This window comes from Agrobacterium sp. DE0009 (assembly GCF_007680755.1).
GTDB classification, from domain to species: domain Bacteria; phylum Pseudomonadota; class Alphaproteobacteria; order Rhizobiales; family Rhizobiaceae; genus Agrobacterium; species Agrobacterium tumefaciens_B.
On record NZ_VEIU01000031.1, the window covers coordinates 1 to 1,029 of the forward strand.

Here is a 1,029-nt window from a genome sequence, read left to right on the forward strand (position 1 = left end):
GCATTCTCGGCTTCCAGACCATTGGCGAGCTTGCCAACACGCCACGTGCGCCACTGACGTTGCGCTTTGGACCGGAGATCGGCCGCCGCCTCGACCAGATGCTCTGCCGTATCGCCGAGCCTATCGAGCCGATTCGAACGCCTGAGCTGATCGAAGTCTCGAAAGCCTTCGCTGAACCGATTGGCGCTGCCGAAACGATCAACAAATATGTCGGCCGCCTCGTCGTCCAGCTGGTCGATGAGCTACAGAAGCGCGGCCTTGGGGTGCGCCGCGCCGACCTGATTGTCGAGAAGGTCGACGGTACCAGGCAGGCCATTCGCGCAGGCACCGCCAAGCCTGGCCGCGATATCGCCTGGCTGACGAAACTGTTTAGGGACCGGACCGAAAAGATCGAGCCGGGTTTCGGGATCGAGAAGCTCATCCTTGTTGCCGTTCTGGCCGAGCCATTGGAAGAGGCACAGAAAGTCTCTGCTCTGGTCGAGGATGACACCACTGATGTGACGCCGCTCATTGATATCTATGGAAATCGGGGCCAGCGGGTGTATCGCGTCGCACCGGTCGCCTCCGATGTGCCGGAACGCTCCGTGAAGCGGATCAGTCCCGTTGCTGAACCGATCGCTTTTGCCTGGGTCAGCCATTGGCGTCGGCCGGTCCGGCTGTTGCCGCGGCCCGAACTGATCGAGGCGATCGCGCTGATGCCGGACCGGCCGCCGGTCTCCATCGTCTGGCGCGGCAAGCGTCGTAAGGTCAAACGCGCCGATGGCCCGGAACGCATTTTCGGGGAGTGGTGGCAGCGCCACGCAGAGATGGAGGCGGTACGGGACTATTTTGTCATCGAGGACGAGGCAGGCGAGCGCCTGTGGGTGTTTCGCTCCGGTGACGGGGTGGATCCCGAGACCGGGTCCCATCGCTGGTTCTGCCACGGGATCTTCGCATGAGCTACGCCGAGCTCCAGGTCACGACCCACTTCAGCTTCCTGCGCGGCGCCTCCTCCGCACAGGAATTGTTCGAGACGGCGAAACAGCTCGG

The 1,029-nt window shown here is 63.0% G+C and carries 1 pseudogene; it reads left to right on the forward strand.

Going from position 1 to position 1,029, the window contains the following annotated elements:
* Positions 1-938 (forward strand): annotated as a pseudogene (locus tag FS804_RS24665) (DNA polymerase Y family protein); the annotation flags it as partial.
* Positions 939-1,029: the final 91 nt, after the last annotated feature.